The following is a 2,835-nucleotide window of genomic DNA, read 5'->3' as shown; positions in this document are numbered from 1 at the left end:
TGCGCCTGGCTCCACAGCTCCTTGGGAATTGCCCTCATCAGGCCTTGTTCTACCTCGTCAGGCGTTTCCCCCACAGCCAGTTTCAGCCTGTTCGACACACGAAACACATGGGTATCCACGGCAATGGCCGGCCTGTCAAAAGCAATGCTGGTCACTACATTGGCCGTTTTTCTGCCCACGCCGGGCAGCTTCAAAAGCGTATCAAAATCCTCCGGCACCCGGCTATCAAAGTCACGCACCAAAATCTCACAGGTCGCCCGGATATTTTTGGCCTTGTTGCGAAAAAGGCCGCAATCCTTGATTTCCTGCTCCAGCGCCTCAAGCCCCATATCCACTATGGCCTGTGGCGTAGGAGCCTTGGCAAAAAGGCGCTCCGTCGTAATATTCACCCTAACATCCGTACACTGGGCGGACAAAATCACCGCAATCAAAAGCTCAAATGGATTGCGGAACTTTAAGGCCGGTTTGACATCCTTGTATACCTCACCTAAAATAGCAACCTGCTCGGCCTTTATTTTCTTGGTAACACGCATAGCATCACAACCAGATAAACACTAACACAGAAAACAAACCACGCCGGAAGCAAGCTGCACCGGCGATGCCCGTAAAAACAGCAGCTGTGGCGATACCTGTCCGACAATGACAATTACGGACAGCACCGCCACACAGCCGCCATCACAATCAGTTTGTCAGGCTCCTGATCGGCGCAGGAATACGCCCGCCGCGGGCAATAAACGCCTCGGAGCTCCAATTATTGCGCACCTTGACAATAGGACAGCGTCCCAGAAGGCCGCCAAACTCCACGCTCTCGCCCACTTTCTTGCCTGGAACAGGAATCACGCGGACAGCAGTGGTCTTATTGTTAATCATGCCGATGGCCGCCTCGTCAGCAATAATGCCGGAAATAGTGGCGGCAGAAGTGTCACCCTCCACAGCAATCATATCAAGACCTACAGAGCATACGCAGGTCATAGCCTCCAGCTTTTCAATGGACAGGGAGCCGCACTCGATGGCCTCAATCATGCCCTGATCCTCGCTGACAGGGATGAATGCACCACTCAGGCCGCCCACATGGGAAGAAGCCATCAGGCCGCCCTTCTTTACTGCATCATTGAGAAGAGCCAATGCCGCAGTAGTACCCGGTGCGCCACAGCGCTCCAGACCCATTTCCTCCAAAACATTGGCCACAGAATCACCAACAGCCGGAGTTGGAGCAAGGGAAAGGTCGATAATGCCAAATGGTACGCCCAGGCGGCGGGAAGCCTCGCGGGCCACCAGCTGACCGACACGGGTAATCTTGAAAGCCGTCTTCTTGATAGTCTCGGCCACCTCGGTAAAGTCAGCACCCTTCAAATCCTCAAGGGCATGCTTTACAACGCCAGGGCCGCTGACACCGACGCTGACAACCTTCTCTGCCTCGCTGACACCATGGAAAGCACCGGCCATAAACGGATTATCCCCAGGCGCATTGGCAAATACCACCAGCTTCGCACAGCCCAGTGCATCCTGATCACGGGTAAGCTCCGCAGTACGCTTGATAATCTCGCCCATCTGGCGCACACAGTCCATGTTGATGCCGGCCTTGGTAGAGCCGAGATTTACAGAAGAGCAGACCACATCTGTTGTAGCCAGTGCCTGCGGAATCGAATCCAGCAGAATCCTGTCACCATTGGTAAAGCCTTTTTCCACCAGAGCGGAAAAACCGCCGATGAAATTTACACCGACAGCCTTGGCGGCCTTATCCAGTGTTTCTGCCACAGGTACATAGGAATCAGTTTTGCATGCCTCCGCCGCAATGGCGATAGGCGTCACAGAAATACGCTTGTGAATGATAGGAATACCATACTGAGCCTCGATGTCCTCACCGGTCTTTACAAGAAATTCGGCTGATTTGGTAATCTTGTCATACACGTTGCGGCAGAACTGGTCAATATTCGGATGAGCGCAGTCACGGAGGGAAATGCCCATGGTAATGGTACGCACATCCAGCTTGTTCTCCGTAATCATGCGGTTTGTTTCTAAAATGTTATCTATAGTAATCACAAAAAATCCTCCATACGACTATATTACGATTGTATGTTATGCAATTATAAGAACGCAACAGCAATATGCGATAATACAACGGCATAACAGCATAATGAAGATTAGATTCTATGCATGACAATTAAATATTGTGCATAATATTGAAGATTTCCTGATTCTGCACCTTTATCTCCAAATCCAGCTCCTGCCCTTTCTCCCTGAGCAGCTTCTGCATCTCCGGCAGTTTTACATTGTCACCGACAGTCTCAGCCATCATAATCATGTTGAAAAAGCCATCCATGATGTTCTGGTTTACGCTGAGGATGTTGATATTGTTCTCTGCCAGAATGTTGCTGACCATCGCAATAATACCCACTCTATCTTTACCAACAGTAGTAACAACCAATTTCATGTTATTCTCTCCTATCATAGCTCAAGTAAAAAGGATACAAAATCCCCGATATTTTTACATTATAGCATACTAAAAAGAAATATATAACCACCTGGGAGAAAATATTTTGGAAAATTTAACTAGGCATCCTTCAAAATCTCCCTTATGATGGCATCTATGTGTATCTGCATGGTATCGAGGCAGGGAACAGGGCTCACTTCATCATTCAGCACCAGCGGAAGCTCCGTGCAGCCAAGCACGATTGCCTCTATTCCCTCTTCAGCCTGCATGCTTGAAATCACCTGCTGAAAATACGATAAGGTTTCATCCTTGACCATCCCCAGCTCAAGCTCACTAGTAATCTTATCACTTATCGGCGCAAGCTCACTTTCCCGTGGAACAACCACCTGAATACCGCTCTT

4 protein-coding genes are annotated in these 2,835 nt (G+C 49.6%); all 4 read right to left on the bottom strand.

Annotation, left to right across the window (positions count from 1 at the left end; translation table 11 throughout):
* A partial coding sequence (gene nth, locus ACI3UA_RS04315) for an endonuclease III (RefSeq protein ID WP_439723598.1) occupies positions 1-533 on the bottom strand: 533 nt, incomplete at its 3' end.
* Positions 534-681: 148 nt separating this feature from the next.
* Complete coding sequence (locus ACI3UA_RS04310; protein ID WP_439723597.1) at positions 682-2,043, bottom strand: PFL family protein; 1,362 nt, start codon at positions 2,041-2,043, stop codon at positions 682-684.
* A 121-nt stretch (positions 2,044-2,164) separates the two neighbouring features.
* Positions 2,165-2,434, bottom strand: a complete 270-nt coding sequence (locus ACI3UA_RS04305; RefSeq protein WP_154404980.1) for an ACT domain-containing protein — start codon at positions 2,432-2,434, stop codon at positions 2,165-2,167.
* A 119-nt stretch (positions 2,435-2,553) separates the two neighbouring features.
* A partial coding sequence (locus ACI3UA_RS04300) for an aspartate/glutamate racemase family protein (protein ID WP_439723596.1) occupies positions 2,554-2,835 on the bottom strand: 282 nt, incomplete at its 5' end.

The sequence above is a fragment of the Anaerovibrio sp. genome (genome assembly GCF_051866355.1).
Taxonomy (GTDB): Bacteria; Bacillota; Negativicutes; order Selenomonadales; family Selenomonadaceae; genus Anaerovibrio.
This window is presented reverse-complemented; position numbering and strand designations above follow the sequence as displayed.

What these genes read in the sequence shown, in the direction of transcription:
- ACI3UA_RS04305 (WP_154404980.1), bottom strand. Translation starts at nt 2,434, where the DNA reads ATGAAATTGGTTGTTACTACTGTTGGTAAAGATAGAGTGGGTATTATT.